We start from the raw sequence: 24,249 nt of genomic DNA on the forward strand, positions 1-24,249 counted from the left end.
GCACCGCAGGCACCGGCGAATCACGACGTGGTGGTGAAGGGTCCAACGGACAGCGACTGACTCGGCTGTTCCTTCTGAACTGATTCCCGCAGCCCTGCCGGTAGACCGACGCAGCGCTGCGCCTCCGCTCCTCCGGCTGGTCCGTCAGGAAGTGACTCTGTCGATTGCGTACCCGTGCCGGCGGACGCAGCCGGTGGGACGGCGTTCTGCCGCTGCGACCGGCTACTGGATGACCAATCTGCCTGCCACCACTCCGGTCCCCGATCTGGTGCGGTGGGCGAAGATGTGCTGGCGGATTGAGCACGACTACCGCGAGCTCAAGCACGGCCTGGGCCTGGACCACTTCGAGGGCAGCGCCTGGCGCGGCTGGCACCACCACGTCACTGGTGGAGGGTCAGGCCGGCATCCGCGCTTTTGGGTCGAGCCGCCGCAGGGTGAGAAAGGCCTGGGCGGCGGTCACGAGATAATGCCGGGCCGTATCGGCGACGCCTGTCCGAGCGGTGTCCGGCGCGTTTTAGGATGCGCCGTCGCCGGCGGCCTCGCCGCAGCGCGGCTCGATGTGGTCGACCACTTGCTCGCTCCATGCCCGGATGACCGCCGCCTGCTCGGGGGTGAGTGAGTCGAGGAAGTGGCGGCGGATATTGCCGGCATGCGTGAGGACGGCGCTCTGGGCGGTGCGGCGGCCCACGTCGGTCAGTACGATCCCCGCGCGGCGGCCATCGGCCCCGTACTGGGTGCGCTGTACGAAGCCGCGGTTTTCCATGCGTGTCAGCTGATGTGAGACGCGGCTCTTGTCCCAGTCGAGCGACTCGGAGAGCTCGCCGACGCGCATCTCGCGGCCGGCGGCCCGCCACAGCGTCACCAGCACGCTGAACTCGGCCTTCGAGATACCGCAGTCACGCTGCAGACCACGTTCCAGCTCCCTGGTGAGCAGGCGCTGCGCGCGCATCCAGGTGTCCCAGAAATCCCACTCATCGGGTTCCAGCGTATGAGTCTCCGCCATGCCGTAAAGGATACCGACCAGGGAAGTTGTCACCTCAACTCGCCTCGATCTAGAGTTGACGTGACAACTCCTAGGGAAGGGGAATCATGGCACTCCGCATTGGCATCATTCTCGGCAGCACGCGACCCGGACGCCGGGGCGAGCAGATTGCCTCCTGGGTGCTCGAAGCGGCGCGCGCCCATGGCGGCGCCGACTACGAGCTGATCGATCTCGCCCATCACCATCTCGGCAACCTCGACGAGGGCGGCAATCCGAACCTTCAGCAGTACCAGCACCCGCACACCCGCGACTGGTCCGCGCTGATCGACGGCTTCGACGGCTTCGTGTTCCTCGTCCCGGAGTACAACCACTCCTTCCCCGGTGCACTCAAGAACGCACTCGACTACGTCTACCGGGAGTGGAACGACAAGGCGGCCGGCATCGTCAGTTACGGCGGCTGGGCCGCCGGGGTCCGGGCCGCCGAGGCGCTCCGGCTTGTCCTCGCCGAACTCCAAGTGGCGACGGTCCGCGCCCAGCCCGCCGTCCCGCTGATCCCCACGTTCTCCACCGGCGCCTTCGTCCCCCAGGAGGGCCTCGACACCGCGGTCCGCGGCATGCTCGACCAAGTGATCGCCTGGTCCGGCGCGTTGCGCGGGGTGCGCGAGGCCAAGGCGCGGACGGCCACGGCTGTCTGAGGCCCGTTCGTGGCCGATCCTGTGATACGACATGGCGAGCTGACGGACACCGCATGGGAGACATTGGAGCCCTTGCTGCCGACGGCCGACGGCCGACGGACCAGGCCGTCCGTCGCGCGACCATCGGCAGGTGATCAACGGCGTGCTGTGGCGGTTACGGGCGGGTGCTCCCTGGCGTGACCTGCCGGAATGCTACGGCCGCGGCAGACGGTTTCCGAAACCGCTAAGGCCCGCGGACGGTTCCATGCACGACCTGCGCGCTACAACCTCAACGACCAGACCCGCGCACTGGCTGGGCCACGCCTACGCGCCGACGGGCTCGCTCAAGGGGTGCTGTAGCGGACGCCGCCTCAAGAGGGCAGCGTGACACACCTCCCGGGCAGAGCGCAGCTCATCATGAAAGGCTGGGCAGCCTGGGCGGACCGTCTGAGAATCCAGAACTCTGGGCGTTTCTGGAATCACTGCACTTCGGCGAGACCCTTTCCAGAACCTTCACGGCGATTGAACGGTTCGGCGTGTTCGTGGCGCTGGACGACGGCCCCAACCATCCGGTCCACCCCGGCGTCGGGTTCATCACGAACCCCGAACTGTCCTGGCGGCGCTTCGAAGCGGCTTCCGATGTCGTTCAGTGCTTGCTTCTGAGTCGGTCCGTTGGGGCTGCTCGTTTAGTCTGCTTATTACCGGTAGTTCGTTAAATCCGGCGGTGGTGTGGGTTAACGGTAGGTCGGGTTGGTCGTAGGCCGGTGGCGGGAGTCAACTGCTCTGCTGAGGGCTGAAGATGACCGCTCGCCGTCCGTGTCCGCCTGCACCCGGGCCACTGGAGGACTACGCGGCCCGGTTCGACGACCTCTTCTTCAGCCTGGCCCAGCGGCGAGGGTTTCGCGAGTACCTGACCGGGCTGCTGGCGCCACGGGAGCGGAACAAGACGATCACCTGCCTGGCAGGGGCGGAACCAGTGGCGGGTGCGGGGATGCCAGGGGTGCAGCGGCTGCAGTTCTTCCTGTCCGAGTCGCCCTGGGAGGTCGAGCAGGTCAACGACCGGCGGCTTGAGCTGCTGCGTGAGGAGCCGGCGACGGCTCCTCACGATGGCGGGGTCATCGTGATCGACGACTCCGGGGACCGCAAGGACGGCACGGCGACCGCGCACATGGGCCGGCAGTGGCTGGGCCGTTTGGGCAAGACGGACAACGGTATCGTCACGGTGACCACGGCGTGGACCGACGGCCGCGTGTACTACCCGCTGCACGCGACTCACTACACACCCGCCCATCACTTCGCCCGCGGCCGGTCCGATCCGGCCTTCCGTACGAAACCGCAGCTGGCCGCTGCCCTCGCAGCCCGCGGGAAGGCTGCGGGCTTCGGCTGCCGGGCCGTAGTCGCCGACTGCGCCTACTTAAGTCAGCGATGACTGGTACCTCGCACTGCGCGAGGCCGGCCTGGCCTACGCGGTCGCCCTCAAGCCGCACCGCGGCACTTGGGCTCCGACCGACCAGCCGCACACCCCCATCGAAGCCGCCCACGCCCTGACCTGGCGCAATGCCAAGCGTCCAGGCGACTGGACACCCGTGAAGCGTCACTTCCGCGACGGGCACACCGAGACCTGGTGGGCCGCTGATGCCTACCTGGGCGGCTACGGCCCCGACTCGCCCTGCCGACTGGTCGTGGCCACCACCGACCCAGCCAGCCTGCCGGAGAAGGCCACCTGGTACCTGACTACCAACCTGCCTCACCCTGACGCACCCCATGCCACCACCAGCCCGCACCCGCCGGCCGACCTCGCCGAGATCATCCGCCTCTACGGCCTGCGACCGTGGATCGAGCAGAGCTACAAGCAGATCAAGGACGAACTCGGCTGGGCCGACTTCCAAGTCCGCTCCGACCGCGCCATCCGCCGCCACCAGACCCTGGTCAACTGCGCCTTCTCCTTCTGCTGGAACCAGTAGTTCACCCCACCCGGACCCCTGGATGCCACCGCGCCGGACCCGTGCCCCGACGAGGGGCCAGAGAGGGGCGGTGGTGGCGAGTCTGGACGGACAAGGACCCACCCTCCGAGCTCCAGGCCCTGATCGACGCGGTCACCACCGGCCACGGCATTGACCTCTACCTCCGGATTTAACGAACTACCGGTAGTGGAGTGCCGATAGTTCTTCGACTGCTCGGCGATGGTGTGGTCGCGGGTGGGGACCAAGGTGCCATCCACGATCAGGACGGTGTCCTTGCGGAAGTGTCTGCGCTGCTAGAGCGCGAGCGCAGGGCCGAGGTGGTCGGTGATGCGGTTGGCGGCCGACTTCGATACCCCGAACAGCGGTGCCGGCTGCTGCAGTGTGAGGTTGGTGCGCCAGTACGCCGCGACCAGCAGGACCCGATCTTCCAGCGGCAGGCTCCACGGTCGGCCCTTGCGAACCGGGTCCACGCCTTCGTGCCGCAACGCGGTGATGAGCTTGTCGAACTGATGTAGGCTCAGCCCGGTGTACGGGGCTGTCCACGAGGGCTCCGACGCCGTGATTACACCAGACACGACAAGATCATGTCACCCACGACCGGCTGTCTTCTTCTCCTCCCAAGGCCCGGTGTCTGACCCCCGACGTACGATGCCCGGATGCAGCCACACTTCACCGGCACCGCCCTGATCACCGACAATGTTCCGGCGCTTGCCGCCTTCTATGCCGCAGTCCTGGACGCAGATGTCGAAGGGAGCGACCCCTTCGCCCGGGTGGCGGTCCCCGGTGCCGTCCTGTCCTTCTTCTCCACACAGGGCATGGAGTCGATAGTGCCCGGATCGATGGCCGCTGCTGCGAGCGGAGGCTTCACCCTGGAGTTCCAGGTCACCGACGTGGACGCACGCCACGAACGACTGTTGGCTCGGGGTATTGAGATCCTCAAGCCGCCGACAACCCAGCCCTGGGGGCGCCGCTCGGTGTGGCTGCGCGACCCCGACGGCAACATCGTCAACCTCTACCAGGAGGTGTGACGACCGGTCCTCTGCACCTCGGTTCGCTCATTGCGGGACAGCCTTTAGGTAGGTCAGAGCTGAGAGCAGATGTTCCTGGCTCTCGGGAGCGATCTCGAGGGCAGAGGCTCGGAATTGTTGATGAGAAGTGGCAATGGTTGGACAGCCTGTGTGTGTGGATCGTGGGGAGGGTCACTGTGCGAGGCGGCGTTTCCACCAGGGGTCTGTGGGGGGTGAGAAGGGATCTGGCAGGGTGCGTGCCAAGAAGCGGTGGTCCAGGGGAGCAACCGCTTCGAGAAGTTCACGGCGTGCCTTGCGAGTCATGGTCGAGGCCGCGCCCTGTAGCAGTGTTCGCGCGTGCAGGTCCCGCCAGAGGGTGGTTCCCTGCCCGTGGTTGGGGCCGTGATCGGGCCATGGATGAAGCGCGAGAGCCCATGCCTGGAAGGCGTGGGCGACGTGCCCGGGAGGCAACCGGTGCTGGACTTCGAACTGTGCGATCTGCCGGTTCGTCGCAGTGGACAGACCAGGGATGACCTGTCGACTTCTGGTGTTCCTGTGGCGGGGGTGTGCGGTTCTGATCTCGCCTGGTGATTGGCGAGGCATGGGCGCTTCCGGCTGGGGAGAGGAGTGACGGTCCGACGGTAGATGGCGTGGGTTCGAAGGGCAAGTGGTCGGCTGGCTGCTTGTTGTTCGGCTCGGGTTCGGGTGGTGGCGAGGCGGTAGGGATCTGTGCCGGTTTTGGTGGTGTTGCTGCCGGAGGTGAGGTGATCGATGATGGCCGTGCGGAGGCGGGGGCCGGTGAAGGTTTTGGTCCAGGGTGCGCTGTGCGGTGTTTTGTCGTGTCTCCGATTGTTTCTGGCAGGTGGTGTGGGGGCCGTTGGGGCAATGGGAGCGGGGGCCGCGTTGGTTCATTCGTGAAGGTGGTTGGCACCCTCGCTGCTGCGTGGTCGGCAACGGGAATGGGGGAGGGCTTTGTCGTTCTTGTGGTGAGTCTGGATGGCCTGGGTTTTGTGGTGGTGTCTGGGGGTTGTCGGGTGTGTGGGCAGGCATGACTTCCGGTGGTCATGGAGTGTCGAGTTCCCTGATCACTGTGATGGATGATTGTGCCTGCTGTGTCATCTTCGTCCATTCCTGCAGGGTTGGGCCAGTTCGTCGGTACTGCCGCTGCCGGTCCTCAAGATCTGCTCGTCCTGTTGGACTGGCTGTGGCGGTTGCCTGATCCGCGGTGCCGTCAGGGGCGGCGTCACCGGTTGGCCGCTGTCCTGGCGTTGGCCGCCTGCGCGGTCCTGGCCGGTGCGAAGTCTTTGACGGTGATCGGCGAGTGGGCAGCCGACGCCCCTCAAGAATTGCTGCTTTGCTGCGGGGCCGGGTTGCGGGAGGGGGACCGGGGCTTGTGTGCGTCGAGCGAGGCGACCGTTCGCCGTTTACTGCAGCGCCTGGACGGCGATGCGCTCGATGTGGTGGTCGGCGGCTGGCTTACCGACCGGGCTGCCGCCTTGCGGGCCACCGGCCCGGATGAGGCGCCACCGGGCCTCCTGGTACCTGAGGCGGTCGGGGGCGATGGCAAGTCGCTGCGCGGCGCGATCTGCCCCGAGGGCGCCCGCGTTCACCTCATCTCCGCACTGCGCGGCGATGGGGTGGTCCTGGCCCAGTGTGAGATCGACGCCAGGAGCAACGAGATGCCCGCGTTCGTCCCGCTGCCGGCGGGAGTCGATATTGCTGACGCGGTCGTCACCTTCGGTGCGATGCATACCCAGACCGCGACTGTCCGCTTCCTGGTCGAGGAGAAACATGCTCACTACATCGCCCTGGTCAAGGGCAACCGCCCCGCTCTACACCGCCAGGTGAAAAACCTGCCTTGGAGCCGGATACCGCTGATGGACCGGACCCGCTGAACCGCCCACGGTCGACACGAGATCCCCGGCTGAAGGCCGCCACCGTCACCGGTGTGTCCTTCCCTCACGTCGAGCAGGAGCTCCAGACTGTCCGGTGCCGCCGCAACGCACGCACCGGCAAAACCATGATCGAGCGGGTCTACGCGATCACCAGCCTCAAGACCCACCAGGCCAGTGCCGCTGACCTGGCCAACTGCGTGCGCGGGCACTGGGGTGTCGGGAACCGCGAACACTACGTGCGGGACGTGACCTTCGCCGAGGACGCCTCGCGGGTGCGTACCGGCAGCACACCACGGGCGATGGCCTCCCTGCGGAACCTCGCGATCGGAGCACTACGACTGTCCGGCCGCACCAACATCGGCGCCGGACTTCGCCACCTCGGCCGGGACATGACCCGACCACTGGCCATTCTCGGCATCAGGTGACCAACCCGGACACCCACGAGACCGAGGGGAGACCTGGACTCATACCCTGTGTATATAAATGATCACTTCGAGCCGTCATCCGTACGTCTGACAAGCACCGCAGCCATCTCCCGTAGCACCTCTACCTCGTCGGTTCCGGCGATCGCCATGATCTGCGGCTGGAACTGTGGATACTGCGCCATCGAGACCGCCCATAGCCCACCCTCGCGCACGCGCGCGTCGTTGTGCCGCAGGGCGTCGTCGATCACAGCGAAAAAACGCTCGTCGAACTCCACCGGAGCGCCATACGCGGCCCGCTCTACCGCCTTGGCCAGATCATCGGGATCGGAAGCGCTGCGCACCTCGGCAAGGAGTTCGTCGAGCGACCAGGTGTCCAATTGCGCCTCGGCGCTCTCGAACGCCTCGCTCACCTCCCCGGCATCCCCTCCGAAGAAGATCAGATACGACAGCCGGACATCCCAGTCGTCGTAGCAGGTCATCACCAGCCGCGCGTCGTCGCCCCACGAGACGCTGGAGGGCTGCTCAAACAGATCGACGGAGACCGACACCGCAAGCTGCGGCCAGCCCCACGCTGTCACCAGCCGGTCCACCTCGTCGGTCGCACGCCAGACCCGCAATATCAACCGTCGCGAGCTCGTGAAGTCCACAGCCATCGCCGTTCTCTCGGCCTCGGTATACCGGACGCATCACGCTATCGCGATCGCGGCGATCCAGTCGTCCACGCTCAGCTGCGTGCAGCCATTGGGGCAATGCCGCCAACGGAGCTCAACCCACTGGGCAGCGACGCAGAGAACGTCACCAGTGAGTCGAACCTGTCCACTGGTTCAAAGAACCATGTGAGCCACGAACTCGCACAGACCGCCTGAACGACGACGCCCTGGAGAATGGGGGCCACCCCTATCGGGTGACTCCGGCCCCGGTCTGGAAGAAGTCGTGAGTGTCCTTGATGAGGAGGCCGCCGATGGCGACAGGCTCTGTCGGCCCGCGTCCCTGACAGATGCGGTTCGAGTCATTGTCAAGATCTGTGGATCGGGCCGGGCTGAGGCGGCTGGGTGGACATCCTGATCTTGATGTTGTTCTCGCCGTGACGAGTGACTTCGTGCAGGCCCAGTCGCCGGTAGAGGGCCTGGGCTCGCTGGTTGACGACGAGGACGTCCAAGGTGAGATCCCGGCCCTGCTGGTGGGCCTGGTGCAGGAGGCTGCGGATGAGTCGGCTGCCGATGCCGCGTCCCTGGTGGTCGGGGTGGAGCTCGATCCAGGTTGCTAGGAGCGTGTCCCAGTAATCAACGCCGGGCCTGTCATCGGGCGACTGCTCTGCTCGCCCGAAACTTGATGTCGTATTACCGCCAGCGTTGGCGTCTCGCTCGCGAGAGAGTCAGCGACGGTTCGTGTTCCTGATCGCGGACCTGTCCGTCTGACACTCCGCGAAAGGCACAGCGCATGCATGTCGTCCCCGGGCTCAAGGTCCTGTACTTCGGAACGCCCGTGGTGCTGATCAGCTCACTCAACGAGGACGGCACAGCGAACCTCGCGCCGATGTCCTCAGCGTGGTGGCTGGACCAGTCCTGCATGCTCGGTCTCGGCAACAACGCCCAGACCACCGCGAACCTGCTGCGGGAAGGCGAATGCGTGCTCAATCTGCCCTCGTCGGCGATGGTCGATGCCGTCGACCGGATCGCGCTCACCACGGGAAAGTCGGCCATGCCCGACTACAAGGAGAAGCAGGGCTACCGATACGAGCCGGATAAGTTCTCGACCGCGCAGCTGACGGAGCAGGCATCGGACCTGGTCCGGGCCCCCAGGGTTGCGGAATGCCCGGTCCAGCTGGAATGCAGGGTCGTCGCGGCCCATCCTTTCGGCGGTCCCGAACCGCATGCCACCGCCTTCGAGGTCGAGGTCCTTCGCGCCCATGTCGAGGAAAACTTGGTCATCCCGGGGACGCACTACGTGGACCCGCTCGGCTGGGACCCGCTGATCATGAAGTTTTGCGAGTTCTTCGGCGGGGGCCGCAACGTTCACCCGTCGAGACTCGCTGAGGGCTGGAACATGCCGCACCAGCTCCGGTCGGCGACCGCCTGACCAGGCATCCGGCGCCCTCGCTCACGTCTCGTGACCATTCATGCGGGATGATCACGGTATGCGTGATGGGGATGGGCTGTTCGAGGTCGGGCCGGTCGGGAAGAAGCGGCCGCAGGGCCCTGCGGCGGCGGTCGGCAAGACGTTTCGGGCGTTCGATCCGTATCAGGTCCTGCTCCTGCCGCCGTCGCTGGACGACTGGCTGCCCGAGGACCACCTGGCCCGGTTCGCCGCCGACCTGGTCGACGAGGTGCTCGACCTCGGGCCGGTCCTGGCCGACTACACCGAAAAGCGCGGCTGCCCTCCCTACGACCCGCGGCTGATGGTGCGGCTGCTGATCTACGGCTACACCACCGGCGTCCGCTCCTCCCGGGCAATCGAGCGCCGCCTGGCCGACGACGTCGCGTTCCGGTTCCTGGCCGCCGGCCAGGAACCGGACTTCCGCTCGATCGCCCGGTTTCGCCACCGCCACCTCGATGCGCTCGCCGGTTTGTTCACCCAGTCGCTGCACCTCGCGACCAAGCTCGGCATGGTCAAGATGGGACGCGTCGCGCTGGACGGCACGAAACTGGAGGCCAGCACCTCCAAGCACAAGGCGATGAGCTACGGCCGCCTGGTTGACAAGGAAGAACGCATCGAGGCCGAGATCGCACAGATGGAGGCACAGGCCCAGGCCCTGCTGGCCGACGCGGAGGCCATCGATGAAGCCGAGGACCACGCCTTCGGCGTGGACGGCAAGGAGACGGACCTGCCCGCCGAACTGGTCCGGCGTGAAAAGCGCCTGGCGAAGCTGCAGGCTGCCCGCCCGCAGATCGAGGCCGAGGCCGCCGACAAGGCCCGCAAGCATGCCGAGGACAAGGAACGCCGCCGTCAGGAGCGCGCCGACACCCACGACGAGCAGGCCGTCACCAGCGCCGGGGAGAAGGCCGCCAAGGCGGCACGCCCCAAGCCGAAGGCGCAGGCCAACTTCACCGACCCCGACTCGCGGATCATGAAGAACAGCGACGGCGCCTACATCCAGGCCTACAACGCCCAAGCCGTCGTCGACGAAGAACACCAGGTCATCACCGCCGCCGACGTGACGACAAACCCTTCGGATGCGCTGAACTACACCACGATGCTCGACCAGTCCGCCGTCAACACCGGCGTCCATCCCAAGCAGGCCCTGGTCGACGCCGGCTACTGCTCCGAGACCAACCTCGAAGCCGCGCGAGAGCGCCAACTGGCCTGCGGCACCGACACCTTCATGGCCACCGGCCGGCTGATCCACGACGAGCAGGTCCCGCCCGCACCGCGCGGACGCATACCCAAGGACGCCACACTCAAAGAGCGCATGGCCCGCAAGCTGCGGACCAAGCCGGGCAAGGCCGCCTACAGCCGCCGCAAGGCCATCGTCGAACCCGTCTTCGGACAGATCATGACCTGCCAGGACGGCCGCCAGCTCCTCCTGCGCGGCGAGGACGGTGCCCGCGGTGAATGGCGACTGCTGGCGGCCTGCCACAACCTTCGCAAGATCTTCCGACACGCCGGGACCACCGGGCTCGCCGGCCTGGCCGGGTAACCCGCCAGGCCTCCCCGGCCACACCACGAGCCCTACACCCTGCGGGCAGCCCCCCACCGAAGCCCCACAGACCCCGACAGGGCCTCCGCAACCGATCCGCCGACCACAGAGGCCGAGCCGCTTGCTCGTTACTGACCCACGCTCCTAGCTCAGAGACCGGGGAGTAGGGGTGCCGGTAGGTTCCAGTGATCCTCGCCTGGGTGGTGCGACTGTCCAGGCGCGGGCGATGCCGTCGTCCGGCTCCACGCCGTAGGTGCGAAGTCGCTTCGCCTCGGGATCGCGCCCTAGCCGTTGAAGCAGTTCGGCCATGATCCAGAGAGCCTTCTCGTTTCCGGACCTCAGCTCTTGCCGAAGCCAGCCGATCGCCTCGTCCGGACGATCTGCCTGCTCCAGGAGTTTGACGGCCTGGCGCATCGCGTAGGTGCTCTCGTCGGAGAACGACTGATAGTGGCGGATGGCTTCGTCGATCCGGCCCTCGTGGACCAGTGGGTCACCTATCCAGAATATGAACGGGTTGGGACCGCTCATCCTGCTCCCGATGTGAAGCTCGTCGTCGTCCCAGTAACCGACTGCGTCCGGCTCGTCGATGGCGTACGCGAGCCGGTCGCCGAGCTCCCGCAGCTCGGTTTCGTCGTCCACCCCGTAGTGGTGCTTCAACACGGCGTTCAACTCATCACGTCGGTCCTCCAGGAGGTAGGCAAGGGCTTCGAGTGCGGCCTCGGTGGCTGCCGTGTCGGTCTCGGCGTTGGAGTCGATGTGCCGGCGCAGCCAACGGATGCTCTCCTCCTCGTTGACGTCGTGCCAATAGGTCAGGCAGGCCACCCTGGCGTAGGCATCCTTGTCAGATCCGGATTCGGCGCACCTTCGGTACCAGTCGATGGCCTCGGGGATCCGGCCGCTGCGCTCCAGCATGCTGGCCAGCGACCATGCTGCCCTCTGGTGACCCTCCCGGACAGTCGCCATGTAACAGAGCGAGGCTTCGCGAAACAGGCCACGGGCCTGTGCTGCATCCCCGAGCCGCGCGAGACCGTCGGCATCGGCATGGCGCCGGAATACCTCCCAGAGAGGATGAGAGGGGACGACTAAGGCACGAGACCGGCGCCCCTCCTGCTCGATGATGTCGGAGAGGCGATGGTGCGGCTGACCGGGTCGAGTGGGCACCAACGCGCCGGGGACGCCACGGCATGGCGCGCTGGTGTAGTCAAGCGCCTCAGTGATCCACATGGGTCGGAGACTGCTACGGGTGCGCTCGTCGAGCAGCTCGTAGGCGGCCTCTTCCAAGAGAGTGCTCGCAATGTCCGGCCCGTGGCCGAGCCTGCGGATGTCGATCGCTGCGTCCAGCACGGCCCGGGCGATGGCGGGGGCCAGTTCGTACCGTCGGAGCAGCTCGGGCACGCCCGCCAGGAACTGCGTGACGCACCCGCCTGACGCCTGGGCGGCGAGCGCCAGCCTGGGGTCGTCAACCGCAGCCGCCTGATCTATTTCTGCCGTGGAGAATGCCTCGGGCACTCGGAGGACGTGGACGTTGTCGAGCAGCCTACGGGCCTCGTGATGCGGATCGTCCCGCGCCGAAGGCGTCCTGGTCAGCAGGTCGAAATGTTCGCGCCAGAAGGTGCCGAGCACCAGCACCGGACCGCGCTTGGGATCATGCAAGAGTTCGCTCAGGGCCACCGCGACCTGCTCGCCGCGCGCGGAATCAAGGTAGTGCTGGGTCTCGTTCAGCCACACGACGGTCCGCGGCTCGATCGTTTTCTCGGTCAAACCGTCCAACAGGGCCTGCGGACGCGTCGGCATACCGGGGTGCCACAGCAGCCAGCTCTCCGGCAGTTTCTGGATCGCTTCCCACAAGGCCCGGGTCTTGCCCGTCGACGAATCGCCGACCAGCACGGCCATCGCGCTCCTCGACCCGGCCGAGGCGACGATCTCCGCTAATTCTGCGTCGTGGTCACGCTGCACGTACGGGGGCAAGGGTGAAGTTCGCTCGTCGCCGATGCCGATCGCCGCATGAACACCCAATGCGAAGGGATCATCGCCGAGCGGCTGTCCGAGCTGAGACGGTGTCGCCGAATTCTTCGGCGCCGCACGCGCGGCTTTCCAATGACGCAACCACGCACTCTCGTCGAGCAGTTCGGACTGCGGTACACCGTTCCGGTGGGCGAGATCGATTAGGTGTCGGATGACTGGGCCAAGCTCCTCCCGGGACTGCGGCACACTCTCCCCGCGCTTCCAGTCGCTGATCCGCTTTCCGCTGATCCGTTTGTCGGTGGTCGGCCGTGCTGTGGCGTCCCGGCGGCGCATCGCGTTCTCGGCGACGCTGTCGAGGGTCGGTTCCCCCGCGAGACCGAGCAGCCTGGTGAATCGCGTCGCGAACTCTTCCCGTGCACCCACGTGACAGAGCCTAGACGCAATGCCGTTGTTTTAGGCCTTGGGCATGGGTTCTTGGGTAGTGGTACCAGGGGGTGGTTCGGGTGTCTGCGCGTGTGTCTGAGTTATCGGGTCTGGGACTGTTGACCTGGGTCTATCCGCCGGGGTTGGTGGATCGGGTAGTCGCGGCTTGCGGGTGCGCGGAGCAACGCAGACGGCTGCTTCCCGCGCGGCTGGTGGTGTACTTCGTGCTGGGGCTGGCGTTGTTCTCTCCGGCTCCGTATCTGGAAGTGATGCGGCACCTGGTGGAGGGTCTGCGGGGCCAGGGGCTGCTGGGCGACTGGCATGTGCCGGCGAAGTCCTCGCTGTTCCGCGCCCGGCAGCGGCTGGGCTGTGAGCCGTTGCGGGTGCTGTTCGCCACGACCGCTGGGCCGATGGCCACCGAGGCGACACCCGGCGCGTTCTGGCGGGGCTTGCGGCTGCTGGCGGTGGACGGGACCTGCTGGGACGTCGCGGACAGCGAAGCCAACGAGGCCGCGTTCGGACGTCCGGGCAACGGCCGCGGGCCGGGCAGGAGCGCGTTCCCGCAGGTGCGGATGGCTGCGTTGGTGGAGGTGGGCAGCCATGCGGTGCTGGACGCGGAACTCGCCGGCTGCCGCACCGGGGAAGTCACCCTGGTCGGCCGCCTGCCACGGTCACTCGGCCCGGGCCAGCTCGTCCTGGCCGACCGTGAGTTCCTTGGTGTCCCGTTGTGGCAGGCCTTCACCGCCACCGGCGCCGATCTGCTGTGGCGAGTGCCCGCCAACCGCGTCCTGCCGGTCCTCAAGCAGTTCCGGGACGGGTCATGGCTGTCACAGATCCGGGCGAGCAGCGGCTGTGTCCGGCATGAGCCGGTCACCGTCCGGGTTCTGGCCTACCAGCTCAAGGGCCAGGTCGGGGAGGGCGCGGCCGGTGGTTATCGCCTGGTCACCACCCTGTTGGACGCCCGACGGTATCCGGCCCGGCATCTGGCCGCGCTCTACCGCGAACGCTGGGAGGTCGAATCTGTCTTCGCCGAGATCAAGACCCATCAGCGCGGCGCCCGCGTCGTGCTCAGCAGTAAAACCCCCGATGGTGTCCGTCAGCAGATCTGGGCGCATCTGCTGGTTCACCACGCCCTGCGTGAACTCATGCTGAGAACGGCTGCCACCCGTGGTCTGGACCCTGACCGGGTCTCCTTCACCGAGACCCTGCGCTCTGCCCGGCGCAGCGTGACCGTTACGCCGGGCAGTTTTTCCCCCTGACCTGCTGGTCAGGGCCTTGGTGATGCTTGAGCAGGACCTTTTGGAACGACTCCTGCCCGCCAGACGACTGCGCAGCCAGCCCCGAGCCGTGAAACGCAAGATGTCCAATTACCAGCTCAAGCGAGCTGAACACTGTCTCTGGCCGCAACCGACCCGCACCGGCACCCAAGCCATCCTCATCACAAGACCCCAACCTGCAGGCCCGTAATGCAACGGCATTGAGCCTAGACGGTGTCCTCTTCCGGACCGGACACATCCGGAGAACACGTCAACTGTGGCCTGAACTGGCCCGATGTCAATGGCGGCCCGACACGGAATGGTGCTCAGGACACTGACAGCGAACCCTCGGAGACATGGACCTTCATCTCCTCACCGAAGCGATCCAGCTGATCGCGGCACTCATCGCACTGGCCCGCGCTGTCCGTCCTTCGAGTTCCCGGCGTGAACGGCCGGACGACGAGTAGCCCCAGCGTGCTGTGTCCTCGACCGTGGGGCTACCCACCTAACCGTGTCTCTCTGACGGGCTGGTCAGTTGATCGGATGTGTCTGTCCGATTAGTGATCACCGATGCGATGTGGGACCGGATCGAGCCGTTGATGCCGGCCGATCCGGTCCGCGGGCGGCGGTGGGCCGATCACCGTCGCACTCTTGAGGCCATCGCGTGGAAGTACCGCACCAACGCGCCCTGGCGGGACCTTCCCGACGAGCTCGGCTCATTCCAGACCGCTCACAAGCGGCTGATCAGATGGGCCGTCGACGGCACCTGGGAGAGGATCCTGGCCGGACTCCTGGCGGCGGCGGACGCTGACGACGACATCGACTGGACTGTGTCGGTGGACTCCACGGTCGTCCGGGCGCACCAGCACGCTGCCGGAGCACTCAAAAAGGGGCTGCTCACCGCGGCGAGCCCGCGGATCACGCGCTCGGACGCTCCCGCGGCGGGCTGAGCACCAAGGTCCACCTGGCCGCAGACGGCCGTGCACGGCCCCTCGCCTTCACCATCACCGCAGGTCAAGCAGGTGAGTGATGCACCCGCTTTCGAGACGGTGATGTCCCGCATCCGCGTGCCCCGGACCGGCCCGGGCAGGCCCCGGACCCGGCCCCTGGCCGTTCTGGCCGACCGCGCGTATTCCTCACGCGCCATCCGCAGCCACCTGCAGCGCCGGGGCATCCCTGCGGTCATCCCGCAGCCGTCCGACCAAGTCTGCCACCGCCTGCGGCGAGGCCGACCCGGTGGCTGTCCGCCCGGCTTCGACAGCGAGGCATACAAACAGCGCCACACTGTCGAGCGGTGCGTCAACCGCCTCAAGCAGTGGCGCGGCTTGGCCACACGAACCGACAAGCTCGCGATCGCCTACCAGGCCGCACTCCACCTCGCGGGCATCCTAATCTGGACCCGACGCTGACCAAAGCGATACAACCTAGATCGCTGCGGCAGTGACGTTGCCGTCCGGCAGCCGCACCTCAATGATGTGGCCGAGCAGGTCGGCGTACGAGGTGAAGACCGGGGCCAGTGATTCCCGCAGGGGGCGGCCTGTGATGTCGTCGTCGATCAGGTCTTCCCTCGCGAATTCGAAGATCCGGCGGTCATTCGGGTTTTCGAGGTCGATGGCCAGGCAGGACCGGTCGGTGCTGAACCACTGGCCGATCAGATAGACGTGCGCCTGATTGAAGAGGAGTTCCCGGGTCTCCTGGTTAATATATCCGGGGCTGATCGCGTAGTACTCCTCGCCCGGCGTCTCGCGCGGTGAGCCGTTGAACCGGAAGGCGTCGATCCGAAGACGTGAGTGGGGCTCGATGGCGGCGAGGGTCGATCGCGACACGCGGAACCAGGTCGGCAGCGTGACCTGATCGGTCGCTTCGTAGTGGTCCAACAGGGCGTCTTCCTCCCGGGTAAACCGTAGCGAGGGAAACCGGCTGACGAACTGCCGCAGCGCTGCCTTGTCTTCGTGGGGCAACTCGGAGTCCTCAATCCAGGAGGTGGCAGCGGCGGCGTCACCAGTGATGCGGTGCTGTTCCTCGTCGAGATCGATCACCCTGATTTCCTGTCAGATGGATGACGCGGACGGTTTGCCGAACGGTTGCACCTGCTGTACCTGACTCAGCGGTCGGCCGCGTCGTCGTCGGGCCCCGAAGTATCGACTCCACCACTTCAACGGCAAGGTCCAGGTCAGGGATTACTTCCGTATCGATCGATCGCTTTCTCGGCCACGCTGGCGGATGGTCGGCGTGTCGGCAGCCGGTGCGGTAGCAGGTCGTGGAGTGTCGCTGCCGCGTTCGGCTTCGGTGGCCTGGAACCGGTGGGACTCGGTGCCGGTCTGGATCAGGGTGCAGCGGAAGGTGATGGGGCCGGCGATGGCCGCGCAGGGCCTGGGCTCGGTGGAGATCGTGTCCCACTCGTTGAACGGGGAGTTCGTGGCAACCGCTGTCGCTTTGCGTTCCTCGTGTTCGGTGAAGATCTGGAACAGCAGTTTGGCGCCCTTCTTGTCCAGGTCGAGGTCGCCGAACTCGTCCAGGCACAGAAGGCCGACCTTGCTGTAGCGGGCGATCACGGAGGACAGTCGCTTGGCGGTGGCGGTGGCGGTGGCGGTGGCGGCCGCGGCCAGGGCTGGCGGGTCAGGCCGTGCCGTCGCGCTGCTGTGGCGCGGCCTGTATGCCGCCGGGGGGCCGGGTGGCTGCCTGAGTACTGCCCGCTCGCGGTGACCTGTTCGGGCTGAGCAGGTGCGATCGCGTTGTCGTGCAGCTTCGCCGCGGCCACGATCACGGTGACGTTCAGGCCGGTCACGTCGGTGGCGGTACCTGTTTCCCGGCCCGGGCGCCGCTTGCCCGGTCCGTGACCGTCCTCATGGCCCGCCGCCTCGTTCGGTCTCTACGATCACCCCGCACCACCTGTCGCCCCCTCGAACGCGGGACGGCTGGCGCCTCCGCGTCCGTGTGCAGCCGGATACGGCCCCGCGCCGGCGTCTGCACCCGTTGCTCGGAACCGGCCCCCGCCGGCTGGCGGTTGGCCGGGTCGTGCGGCGAAGGTGATGGGCTTGCTTCACCCGTCCCGTAGTAATGCGCTTGCATCGATTCCTGCCATAGGTTGTGATGCAAGCGTATCGAAACGAATGGCGGCCGACGCCCTGACGGAACGCAGAGCGTCACGGCGCGGCGAGAGGAAGGGGGCAGGGGCGTGCGCTCCTCAAAAGAGCGGAGCGACGGCCCGGCGATGCGATGGACACTGAACTGTGGAAGCTGAACGCGACCGAGCTGGGCGCGGCCGTCGCCCGGGGCGAGGTCTCGGCCACCGAGGTGGTGGAGAGTCATTTGGCGCGTATCGCGGCGGTGAACCCGGCCGTGAACGCCGTCACGCAGCTCATGGCGGACAGCGCCCTTGAAGCCGCGCACGCGACCGACCGGCGCCGCGCCGCGGGGAAACGGCTCGGCCCGCTGGCCGGAGTGCCCTTCACCGTCAAGGAGAACATCCACGTGGCGGGGTGGGCGACCACCCACGGCGTACCGAAGCTGCGCGATCATGTGGCCGAGGCCGACGCGCCGCCGGTGCGCCGGCTCCGCGCCGCGGGAGCGATCCCGGTCGGTCACGCCAACATGCCCGACCTGGCGATCTCCTCGGACCCTGCGAGCCAGCTCTACGGCAGGACGTACAACCCCTGGGATCGGTCGAAGACCCCAGGCGGGAGCAGCAGCGGCGACGGGGTCGCGGTGGCGGTCGGCATGGCGGCGCTCGGCCTCGGCAACGACTCGGGCGGCTCGGTGCGCATGCCGGCGGCCTTCAACGGAGTGGCAGGACTGGCGCCGAGCCATGGCCGCTTCGCCGCCGACCACCGCGTCCGGGGCCAGGAGCCGATGCTGGCCTCCCAGCTGATCCCTGCCGACGGCCCGCTCGCGCGCTCGGTCGCCGACCTGCGCGCGGCCTACGAGGCACTGGCGGGCGCGGACGTGGAGGACCCGCGGGCGGTCCCGGTGCCCACGTACGGGCCCGCCCCCACCGGCCCCCTCAAGGTCGGTGTCGTGGCCGACCCGGCCGGGACCGGTGTGCACCCCCAGATCCGTGCCGCCGTCGACAAGGCGGCCACCGCACTGGAGCAGGCGGGTTACGCGGTGGAGGAGGTACAGGTCCCCCGGCTGACCGAGACCCTGGAGTGCTACGGCAAGCTCATCATGACCGAGTTCGCCGTCAAGTGGGCCCGTACCAGGCAGTTGCTCACCGAGGAGGGCGCCCGGCACATCGATCTGTTCATGGAGCGCACCCCGCACACTGATCTCGCCGAGTTCCTCCGGCAGACCGGCATCCGGCTCAGCATCCAGCGCGACTGGGCCAAGCTCCTGGACACCTGTCCGCTGCTCCTCGGGCCCACCTGCACCCAGCCCGTCCCCGGCGCCGACCTGCTGCCTGCGGACACCGACGCCGACAGCCACGCCCAGATGATGCTGGCGGGCGCCCTGTGCACCGTGACCTCCCTGGTCGGCGTGCCCGCCGTCAGCGTACCCACCGGGTTCGCGGACGGGATGCCGCAGGGCGTCCAGCTCATCGGTCAGGCATACCGGGAGGACCGGTGCCTGGAGGCCGCCGAGGTGATCGAGCGCCACTTCGGCGTGCACACGCCCATCGACCCCCGTCCGTGAAACCACGCGCGCACCGGTGTCCGCCCCGGACCCGTCGCCAGGGCGGACACCACTACGCCGGCCCAGGTGAGGAACCCGACCCGGATCATCACGCCGTTTCCCCGGGACCAGGCAGGAGGTGGCCACCCGCCGGCACCTCCGCGTCACCAAGGCGTTTCGCTGGAGGGACGGAACGTACCCGCGAGGGAGCAGCCGGCGGCGGCCGCGCCGCACGGTGCGGTCGAGACGAACGCGGTGGCGGGGGAGGTGAGGTGGACCAGCGTTCCGGCGAGTGCCGAGCTGCCGGCGTTGCCCGCGCCGAAGGAGGTGATCATCCAGGCGTGGGCCTCGGTGAGCGTTCCTCGCGGTGCCGGCCGGGCGACGAGGGCGGATGCGGAGGCCGGCACGGCGGGCAGGGCGAGCCTCAGGCCGGCGCGAGCGCGGCCATCCCGGGGACGGCGGGGGTGAGGACCAGGGGCAGATAGCCGGCCGTCAGCAGGACCAGCAGGAGGAGCAGACGGCGGTCTTTCCCGTCGTGCCACCGGCACGGCGGCGTAAAGGACACCGCCGAGCAGCGCTCCGACCGCGTTGAGCGCGATCAGCCGGCTCGCCGCGCCCAGGCTGCCCTCCGTGTCCGCGTAGCCGGTCGCGGGCCACAGTGAATGTGCCGATCGCTGCCCTGGCGTAGCAGTGCGGGGCGAGAAGCCGCACCAGGCGCCGGTTGTACAGCGGGCCCGCCCAGCGCCGGCGGCCCGTACGTGCGGGCCGCCGGCGGCGGGCCGGGGAGGCCGTGGCGGACGTGACGGTCCCGGCCAGGCCGATCACAGCGGCAGCGGTCAGGCCGCCCGGGGGGCCGAGCAGCGCGGTGGCGCCGAACACCAGCAACGGGCCGCACACGAAGACGAGTTCCCTTAAGTGGCGGCGTCCAGCGCGAACGCGGCGACGGCGGCGGTGGCCGGGGAGCCGGCCGGGTCCAGCAGCGTGAGTGCCGCGAGCGCGGCACCGCAGACGGTGGCGCCGATCAGCAGGACGGGAGGCTGGCGGGTGCGGTCGATGAGCCGCCCCAGGAACGGTCCGCCTGTGAGTTGCCGGTACTTCGCTGGGGAGTTGAGAGGGTTCTGGCCTGTGACTCCGGAACTTCGACTGGATGAGGGTGGGTTGGTCTGATGGCGCCGTTGAGCTGGTGAGACTTCGTAGCGCTGTGCTTTGGCTGAGGTTCCTGTTCCTTCGCGCGGCCTGCAGCCCTGTGGCGAAACCGCTCATCTCTGCGAGTACGAACCTCGGGACTCTCCCGCGCGATCAGGACGGGCAGGACCGGGTGGCCGGAGGCTTGGCATCCTGAACCCCGATCCCGGTCGCCTACCCCCGTTGCGTGCAGGTCCTCGCCCGGTGAGGCTCAGACTGCTCGGGGGAAGAGCTGCTGAACTGCGGTCACCACGGCGGCGCGGCGGGCCGCCGTGGTGGGCTCTGCGGCGTGTTCGGCTGCGGCGTCGGTGAGTGCGGGTTGGTCGGCCCAGGTGGTGGCGATCTGGTTGACCAGGGCGAGGATGTCGACCGGGTCCCAGGCAGGATCAAGGTGCCCGGAATGCTGGGCCTGGCGGAGCTGGTCGAGCTTGCGGGTGATGGCCGCCCGAGTGGGATCGGGTTCGGTGGCTGCGGTGGCAGCCAGTTCGAGGCGACCCCAGGCGATCAGGCGGTGATGGTCCGGGCGGGCGGTGTAGTAGTCGAACAGGCGGCCCGCGTAGCCGGGGAGGTCGGACGGGTCTATCTGGGTGGCTTCGGCGATGACGGAGAGCTCCCGCGCGGCCACGCCGGCGTAGAGCGCTTCCTTGCTGCGGAAATAGGCGTAGACCCGCTCCTTGCTGGTCCGGGCCAGTTTGGCGATGCGGTCCACGCGGGCTCCGGCGATGCCGTGGCGGGCGAACTCCTCCATGCCTGCGGCGAGGATCCGTTCACGCGTGGTGTCGCTGCTGTCGGAAGCGGCTGCGGGCGCCGAGGTCTGGCCGGAGTCGGGGGAGTGGGACATAGTCCCAGGATAAGACACCGAACGGTTCGGTTTGGCGTTGCAGGGCTCCTGCCCGTACGGTTAAAACCGAACAGTTCGGTTCGACCCGTTCGGGGTGGGGCCGGCACGCACTGAGGAAGTGAACTCATGCAGCACCGCAACCTGGGCTCGCAGGGCCTGCGTGTCTCGGCGCTCGGCCTCGGCGTCATGGGCATGTCCATGGCCTACGGCGCATCGAACGACGACGAGGGCACCGCAACGATCCACCGCGCCCACGAACTCGGGATCGACTTCTTCGACACCGCCGAGTTGTACGGCGCCGGTACCGGCAGCAACGAAATCCTGCTGGGCAAAGCGGTCCGGGCCTTCCGTGACGAGGTGGTCCTGGCCACCAAGTTCGGCTTCGACATGACCTCCCAGCCGATCGGTGCCGGCTTCAACAGCCGCCCCGAGAACATCCGCAAGGTCGCCGAGAACAGCCTGCGCTACCTGCAGAGCGACTACATCGACCTCTTTTACCAGCACATCTCTGACCCTGACGTCCCCGCCGAGGAGGTCGCGGGCGCAGTTGGCGAATTGATCGCCGAGGGCAAGGTCAAGTACTTCGGCCTGAGCAACGTCGGACCCCAGTACATCCGCCGCGCCCATGCCGTCACCCCGGTCTCCGCCCTCCAGTACGAGTACTCCCTCTTCGAGCGCGAGGTCGAGGAGAAGATCCTCCCCGTTCTGCGGGAACTCGGCATCGGCCTGGTGCCCTACTCCCCGCTCGGCCGAGGCTTCCTGACCGGCGCGGTCAAGCCCGCGAGCGAGTACCCCGCGGACGACATGCGCAGCTGGGACGAGCGCTGGCAGGGCGACAACTACACCTACAACCTCCGCGCCACCGAACGGCTCAAGGAACTGGCCGCGGCCAAGGGCATCACCACCGCCCAACTCGCACTGGCCTGGCTCCTCGCCCAGGGCCAGGACGTCGTACCCATCCCCGGCACCCGCAGTGCAGTACGTCTCGAGGAGAACGCCGGCGCGGACGGGGTCCGGCTCACAGACGCCGACCTGACCCGCATCACCGAGATCCTCCCCCACGGCTCGGCAGGCAGCCGCTACCCGGCCGCACGACTGTCCAGCTTCACCACCGACTGATCCTGTCCGAGTGACCGAGCGGATGTCACCTCGGCCGTGGCCGTCTCAGGCGGCCTGGCCGAGGCCAGCGGCGGTCGGGAGTGTGGATCAGGCTCTGGTCCGTAGTCGGTGGTAGCCGTGAGTGACGGTGGCTATGGGAGCAGGATGCGGTGGCGGAGGAGCGGGATGACGAACGCCCTGAACCATCTGCGCAGCCTCGGCCCGGTACGGGACCGGCGAATCGGCCTCACATTCCACGGGCTGCCGGACGGGGTCGTGATCGAGGTCGACGACGCGAGCGACCACCGCCCCACCCCCGCGGACCCGGCGGCCACCGACCTCCCCGAAGGCGGCCGCGGCCTGCTCATCGTGGACGCGCTGACCGCCCACCACTGGGGTGTGGCCCCCCGCCCGGACGGCCCCGGCACCGGCTTCCGCGGGGCGGGCGGGCCGCCCGCCCCGCGGAAGCCTCACACCCGTCCCCCCAGCCACCGCAGCTTCGCCGCCTCCTGGACCGACCCGCCACCCTCGTGGCCGTTGAAGTCGTAGACCTCGATGTCCTTGTCCTCGTGCGGCCAGGCGTTGAAGGCGGCGAAGACCGTGGACGGGGGGCAGGTCGCGTCCTCCAGGGCGGCGGAGAAGAGGGCGGGGGCGCGGCCGCGGGCGGCGAAGTGGACGCCGTCGAAGTAGGAGAGGGTGCGCAGGACGTGGTCGGTGCGGCCGCGGTGGGTCCTGAGGTAGTCGCCGATCTCCCGGTACGGGTGGCTGTCGGTCATGGTGACCGCGCGGGGGAAGTCGCACAGGAAGGGCACGTCGGGGGCGACCGCGGCGAGGTCGGGGACGAGGCCGCCGACCGCTATGGCGATGCCGCCGCCCTGGCTGCCGCCGATCGCGGCGGTGCGGGCCGGGTCGGTCAGCGGGTGGGAGCGGGCCGCCTCCACCGCGCGGACCGCGTCGGTGAACACCCGCCGGTAGTAGTAGTCCTGCGGGTCGTCGATGCCGCGGGTCATGAAGCCGGGGTACGCGGGCCCGCTGCCGACCGGGTCCGGGGTGTCGCCCGCGTCCCAGCCGCTGCCCTGGCCCCGGGTGTCCATCAGGAAGTGCGCGCGGCCGGAGGACGGCCACAGCAGGTTCTGGTGCGGCAGGCCGCGCCCGCCGCCGTATCCGAGGAACTCCACCACCAGCGGCAGCGGTTCGCTCGCCCCGGCGGGCAGCCGGAGCCAGCCCCTGACCGGGTGGCCGCCGAACCCAGCGAACGTCACGTCGTACACCTCGACCGTGGTCAGCCCGGTCTCCACCGGCTCGAACCGCGCGCCCAGCTCGTAACCGCGGGCCTCCTGCAGGGTCTTGCCCCAGAAGTCGTCGAAGTCCGCTGGCTCCGGGGCGCCGCTGCGGTACTCCCGCAGTTCGGGCAAGGGCATGTCGAACAGGGCCATGAGGTACCGCCTCGGGTCGTCACATCGGGTGTCTGCAGAGCAGTAGACAATCGAAGCGCTTCGAATGGAAGCCCCTTTTTTCCCTGCCCCGGCTCCCGCCCCCGGTCCCGGCTCCTCGCCCCCGGACCGGGCCGGGTCGGATACGGCCTACGCCCCCAGTCCCCGCGCGATCAGGTCGAACAGTGCGAAGACGAAGAGGGTTATGCCGATGACCCCGTTGACCGTGAAGAACGCCCGGTTCAGACGCGACAGGTCGTGCGGCTTGACGATCGAGTGCTCGTAGAGGAACGCCCCGATCACCACCGCCAGTCCCACCCACCACAAGGCGCCGGCGTCGGTGGCGGCGCCGTACCACACGAGCAGGCCGGTGGTCACAGCGTGGCAGCCGCAGGCCCCGTGGAGCGCGGCGGGGATGCCGAAGCGGGCCGGGACGGACTTGACGCCGTGGGCGCGGTCGGCGGCGACGTCCTGGCAGCCGAAGATGAGGTCGAAGCCGCCGATCCAGATGCCGACCGCGAGGCCGAGCAGGACCGCGTCCCACGACCAGGAGTCGGTGACCGCGAGCCACGCGCCGATCGGGCCCATCGACTGGGCGAGCCCCAGGATGGCGTGCGGGTGTGGAAGCCGTGCACCTTCTCCGTCGGCGTCCCGCAGGCTGGGCACGGTATCGGGCCGCCCCGCGTCCGCGCGGACACCAGGATCACCTCACCGCCGTCCGTCACGTCCCTCTACCACCAGCGCGGACAATCCCGAAAACACGGTCCCGACATACCGTCACTCACGGCTACCACCGACTACGGGCCAGAGCCGTTGATTAGACACTCCCCTTCCCACCCGGTCGTGTGCCGCA

22 protein-coding genes and 5 pseudogenes are annotated in these 24,249 nt (G+C 68.1%); 15 read left to right on the top strand and 12 right to left on the bottom strand.

Going from position 1 to position 24,249, the window contains the following annotated elements; translation table 11 throughout:
• Positions 1–139 precede the first annotated feature (139 nt).
• Positions 140–385 (top strand): annotated as a pseudogene (locus ACFZDL_RS27360) (IS701 family transposase); the annotation flags it as partial.
• Between the two features lie 129 nt (positions 386–514).
• Here the strand turns inward: ACFZDL_RS27360 and ACFZDL_RS27365 are convergent.
• Positions 515–1,003 carry a MarR family winged helix-turn-helix transcriptional regulator gene (locus ACFZDL_RS27365; RefSeq protein WP_353593872.1) on the bottom strand — a complete coding sequence of 163 codons (489 nt, stop codon included), beginning with the start codon at positions 1,001–1,003 and terminating at the stop codon, positions 515–517.
• 86 nt (positions 1,004–1,089) lie between these two features.
• On the opposite strand from ACFZDL_RS27365, the gene ACFZDL_RS27370 reads away from it, so the two are divergent.
• From ACFZDL_RS27370 to ACFZDL_RS27385, 4 genes and pseudogenes are all read left to right on the top strand, one after another.
• Positions 1,090–1,677 carry an NAD(P)H-dependent oxidoreductase gene (locus ACFZDL_RS27370; protein WP_353593860.1) on the top strand — a complete coding sequence of 196 codons (588 nt, stop codon included), beginning with the start codon at positions 1,090–1,092 and terminating at the stop codon, positions 1,675–1,677.
• Between the two features lie 21 nt (positions 1,678–1,698).
• Positions 1,699–1,876 (top strand): annotated as a pseudogene (locus ACFZDL_RS27375) (transposase); the annotation flags it as partial.
• 579 nt (positions 1,877–2,455) lie between these two features.
• Complete coding sequence (locus tag ACFZDL_RS27380) at positions 2,456–3,085, top strand: transposase (protein WP_353593861.1); 630 nt, start codon at positions 2,456–2,458, stop codon at positions 3,083–3,085.
• Between the two features lie 157 nt (positions 3,086–3,242).
• Positions 3,243–3,620, top strand: coding sequence for a hypothetical protein (locus tag ACFZDL_RS27385; protein WP_353593862.1), 378 nt, complete (start codon positions 3,243–3,245; stop codon positions 3,618–3,620).
• A gap of 185 nt (positions 3,621–3,805) precedes the next feature.
• Here ACFZDL_RS27385 and ACFZDL_RS27390 read toward each other — a convergent pair.
• Positions 3,806–4,195, bottom strand: a pseudogene (locus ACFZDL_RS27390) (transposase family protein); the annotation flags it as partial.
• Positions 4,196–4,276: 81 nt separating this feature from the next.
• Between ACFZDL_RS27390 and ACFZDL_RS27395 the strand changes: the two are divergent.
• The 3 genes from ACFZDL_RS27395 (at position 4,277) to ACFZDL_RS27405 (ending at position 6,947) form a co-directional block, all read left to right on the top strand.
• A complete protein-coding gene (locus tag ACFZDL_RS27395; RefSeq protein ID WP_353593863.1) occupies positions 4,277–4,648 on the top strand; it encodes a VOC family protein in 372 nt (123 codons plus the stop codon).
• A 1,118-nt stretch (positions 4,649–5,766) separates the two neighbouring features.
• Complete coding sequence (locus ACFZDL_RS27400) at positions 5,767–6,522, top strand: ISAs1 family transposase (protein ID WP_353593864.1); 756 nt, start codon at positions 5,767–5,769, stop codon at positions 6,520–6,522.
• A 53-nt stretch (positions 6,523–6,575) separates the two neighbouring features.
• A complete protein-coding gene (locus tag ACFZDL_RS27405) occupies positions 6,576–6,947 on the top strand; it encodes a hypothetical protein (protein WP_353593865.1) in 372 nt (123 codons plus the stop codon).
• Positions 6,948–7,009: 62 nt separating this feature from the next.
• Here ACFZDL_RS27405 and ACFZDL_RS27410 read toward each other — a convergent pair whose 3' ends face one another.
• Both ACFZDL_RS27410 and ACFZDL_RS27415 read right to left on the bottom strand, forming a co-directional pair.
• Entirely contained in the window at positions 7,010–7,600 is a 591-nt protein-coding gene (locus ACFZDL_RS27410) for a hypothetical protein (protein WP_353593866.1), read from the bottom strand.
• 362 nt (positions 7,601–7,962) lie between these two features.
• Positions 7,963–8,202: a GNAT family N-acetyltransferase gene (locus ACFZDL_RS27415; protein WP_353593873.1), complete on the bottom strand. Its 240-nt coding sequence runs from the start codon at positions 8,200–8,202 to the stop codon at positions 7,963–7,965.
• A 185-nt stretch (positions 8,203–8,387) separates the two neighbouring features.
• Between ACFZDL_RS27415 and ACFZDL_RS27420 the strand changes: the two genes are divergently transcribed.
• Entirely contained in the window at positions 8,388–9,026 is a 639-nt protein-coding gene (locus ACFZDL_RS27420; protein WP_391192629.1) for a flavin reductase, read from the top strand.
• A gap of 76 nt (positions 9,027–9,102) precedes the next feature.
• On the top strand, positions 9,103–10,584 hold the full coding sequence (locus tag ACFZDL_RS27425; RefSeq protein ID WP_353597309.1) for an IS1182 family transposase: 1,482 nt from the start codon (positions 9,103–9,105) through the stop codon (positions 10,582–10,584).
• A 144-nt stretch (positions 10,585–10,728) separates the two neighbouring features.
• Here ACFZDL_RS27425 and ACFZDL_RS27430 read toward each other — a convergent pair whose 3' ends face one another.
• Positions 10,729–12,972: a tetratricopeptide repeat protein gene (locus ACFZDL_RS27430; protein ID WP_353597307.1), complete on the bottom strand. Its 2,244-nt coding sequence runs from the start codon at positions 12,970–12,972 to the stop codon at positions 10,729–10,731.
• A 92-nt stretch (positions 12,973–13,064) separates the two neighbouring features.
• Here ACFZDL_RS27430 and ACFZDL_RS27435 point away from each other — a divergent pair, with 92 nt between their 5' ends.
• Positions 13,065–14,231: an IS4 family transposase gene (locus ACFZDL_RS27435; protein ID WP_391192631.1), complete on the top strand. Its 1,167-nt coding sequence runs from the start codon at positions 13,065–13,067 to the stop codon at positions 14,229–14,231.
• A 542-nt stretch (positions 14,232–14,773) separates the two neighbouring features.
• Positions 14,774–15,637: pseudogene (locus tag ACFZDL_RS27440) on the top strand (IS5 family transposase).
• Positions 15,638–15,652: 15 nt separating this feature from the next.
• On the opposite strand, the gene ACFZDL_RS27445 reads toward ACFZDL_RS27440, so the two are convergent.
• Together ACFZDL_RS27445 and ACFZDL_RS27450 are read right to left on the bottom strand one after the other, a co-directional pair.
• A complete protein-coding gene (locus tag ACFZDL_RS27445; RefSeq protein WP_353596923.1) occupies positions 15,653–16,267 on the bottom strand; it encodes a hypothetical protein in 615 nt (204 codons plus the stop codon).
• Between the two features lie 141 nt (positions 16,268–16,408).
• Positions 16,409–16,783 (bottom strand): ATP-binding protein, encoded by a 375-nt coding sequence (locus ACFZDL_RS27450; protein WP_353596924.1) that lies wholly within the window; start codon positions 16,781–16,783, stop codon positions 16,409–16,411.
• Between the two features lie 664 nt (positions 16,784–17,447).
• Between ACFZDL_RS27450 and ACFZDL_RS27455 the strand changes: the two genes are divergently transcribed.
• The gene (locus ACFZDL_RS27455) at positions 17,448–18,860 is read left to right on the top strand and encodes an amidase (RefSeq protein ID WP_353596925.1); all 1,413 of its coding nucleotides are present in this window, start codon (positions 17,448–17,450) and stop codon (positions 18,858–18,860) included.
• Between the two features lie 143 nt (positions 18,861–19,003).
• Here the strand turns inward: ACFZDL_RS27455 and ACFZDL_RS27460 are convergent, their stop codons facing one another.
• From ACFZDL_RS27460 to ACFZDL_RS27470, 3 genes are all read right to left on the bottom strand, one after another.
• The gene (locus tag ACFZDL_RS27460; protein ID WP_353596926.1) at positions 19,004–19,246 is read right to left on the bottom strand and encodes a hypothetical protein; all 243 of its coding nucleotides are present in this window, start codon (positions 19,244–19,246) and stop codon (positions 19,004–19,006) included.
• Positions 19,247–19,263: 17 nt separating this feature from the next.
• Positions 19,264–19,404, bottom strand: coding sequence for a hypothetical protein (locus ACFZDL_RS27465; protein ID WP_353596927.1), 141 nt, complete (start codon positions 19,402–19,404; stop codon positions 19,264–19,266).
• An 831-nt stretch (positions 19,405–20,235) separates the two neighbouring features.
• Positions 20,236–20,865 carry a TetR family transcriptional regulator gene (locus ACFZDL_RS27470; RefSeq protein ID WP_353596928.1) on the bottom strand — a complete coding sequence of 210 codons (630 nt, stop codon included), beginning with the start codon at positions 20,863–20,865 and terminating at the stop codon, positions 20,236–20,238.
• A 126-nt stretch (positions 20,866–20,991) separates the two neighbouring features.
• Between ACFZDL_RS27470 and ACFZDL_RS27475 the strand changes: the two genes are divergently transcribed.
• Together ACFZDL_RS27475 and ACFZDL_RS27480 are read left to right on the top strand one after the other, a co-directional pair.
• Positions 20,992–21,984, top strand: coding sequence for an aldo/keto reductase (locus tag ACFZDL_RS27475; protein WP_353596929.1), 993 nt, complete (start codon positions 20,992–20,994; stop codon positions 21,982–21,984).
• A 165-nt stretch (positions 21,985–22,149) separates the two neighbouring features.
• Positions 22,150–22,512 (top strand): ATP-binding protein, encoded by a 363-nt coding sequence (locus ACFZDL_RS27480; RefSeq protein WP_353596930.1) that lies wholly within the window; start codon positions 22,150–22,152, stop codon positions 22,510–22,512.
• On the opposite strand, the gene ACFZDL_RS27485 is transcribed toward ACFZDL_RS27480, so the two are convergent.
• The gene (locus ACFZDL_RS27485; protein WP_353596931.1) at positions 22,434–23,399 is read right to left on the bottom strand and encodes an acetylxylan esterase; all 966 of its coding nucleotides are present in this window, start codon (positions 23,397–23,399) and stop codon (positions 22,434–22,436) included. The genes ACFZDL_RS27480 and ACFZDL_RS27485 overlap by 79 nt on opposite strands.
• Before the next feature lie 147 nt (positions 23,400–23,546).
• Positions 23,547–24,014: pseudogene (locus ACFZDL_RS27490) on the bottom strand (UbiA family prenyltransferase); the annotation flags it as partial.
• Positions 24,015–24,249 lie beyond the last annotated feature (235 nt).

Source organism: Streptomyces sp. NPDC007917 (assembly GCF_042959105.1).
Lineage (GTDB): Bacteria > Actinomycetota > Actinomycetes > Streptomycetales > Streptomycetaceae > Streptomyces.

Bases quoted from the DNA above. Each gene is read 5' to 3' on its own strand.
- ACFZDL_RS27370 (WP_353593860.1), top strand. From the start codon at position 1,090: ATGGCACTCCGCATTGGCATCATTCTCGGCAGCACGCGACCCGGACGC.
- ACFZDL_RS27395 (WP_353593863.1), top strand. From the start codon at position 4,277: ATGCAGCCACACTTCACCGGCACCGCCCTGATCACCGACAATGTTCCG.
- ACFZDL_RS27420 (WP_391192629.1), top strand. From the start codon at position 8,388: ATGCATGTCGTCCCCGGGCTCAAGGTCCTGTACTTCGGAACGCCCGTG.
- ACFZDL_RS27380 (WP_353593861.1), top strand. From the start codon at position 2,456: ATGACCGCTCGCCGTCCGTGTCCGCCTGCACCCGGGCCACTGGAGGAC.
- ACFZDL_RS27475 (WP_353596929.1), top strand. From the start codon at position 20,992: ATGCAGCACCGCAACCTGGGCTCGCAGGGCCTGCGTGTCTCGGCGCTC.
- ACFZDL_RS27410 (WP_353593866.1), bottom strand. From the start codon at position 7,600: ATGGCTGTGGACTTCACGAGCTCGCGACGGTTGATATTGCGGGTCTGG.
- ACFZDL_RS27455 (WP_353596925.1), top strand. From the start codon at position 17,448: ATGGACACTGAACTGTGGAAGCTGAACGCGACCGAGCTGGGCGCGGCC.
- ACFZDL_RS27470 (WP_353596928.1), bottom strand. From the start codon at position 20,865: ATGTCCCACTCCCCCGACTCCGGCCAGACCTCGGCGCCCGCAGCCGCT.
- ACFZDL_RS27480 (WP_353596930.1), top strand. From the start codon at position 22,150: ATGACGAACGCCCTGAACCATCTGCGCAGCCTCGGCCCGGTACGGGAC.
- ACFZDL_RS27485 (WP_353596931.1), bottom strand. From the start codon at position 23,399: ATGGCCCTGTTCGACATGCCCTTGCCCGAACTGCGGGAGTACCGCAGC.
- ACFZDL_RS27365 (WP_353593872.1), bottom strand. From the start codon at position 1,003: ATGGCGGAGACTCATACGCTGGAACCCGATGAGTGGGATTTCTGGGAC.